Raw genomic sequence first — 423 nt, 5'->3', positions numbered from 1 at the left:
GCTCACCGCCATGGCCGCGGCGGCCATGCTGCCAGCGCGGCAGTTCGTCGCGCGAGAGCTTGCCGTCCTTGTTCTTGTCCAGCTCGTCGAACTTCGCTGCCAGGCGCGGGTTGGCGGCCGCCTCGCTGCGGTCGATGACGCCGTCACCGTTGGTGTCCAGCTTGGCCGGGCGCGGTGCCGGCGTGGCCGGGGTGTCGGCGGCCAGCGCGATTCCGGAAGCAGAGGTGCCCAGCAGCAGGGCCAGCAGCAGGGGGGTACGGATCATGAGGTCACTCCTGGGGATGGGAACAGCGTCGGGGTGATCACTTCACCCTCGAGGGACAACAACGCCCGGACGCGACTTCGGTTGACGCCGCTGCCGGTTCCGTTCATCCGGCGGACAGTTGCCGCCACTGCGACGGGCTGGGGCTATGCTGTGTCCAT

At 69.3% G+C, this 423-nt stretch carries 1 protein-coding gene; it reads right to left on the bottom strand.

All coding sequences use genetic code 11. From position 1 onward, the window contains the following. Positions 1-265, bottom strand: a 265-nt coding sequence (locus EN804_RS34770) for an EF-hand domain-containing protein (RefSeq protein WP_135922313.1), incomplete at its 3' end; no start/stop codon positions are given. Positions 266-423 lie beyond the last annotated feature (158 nt).

It is taken from the genome of Mesorhizobium sp. M8A.F.Ca.ET.161.01.1.1, from assembly GCF_004792105.1.
Classification (GTDB): Bacteria; Pseudomonadota; Alphaproteobacteria; order Rhizobiales; family Rhizobiaceae; genus Mesorhizobium.
The sequence above is the reverse complement of the archived record's forward strand: the minus strand, read 5'-3'. Positions and strand labels throughout refer to the sequence as shown.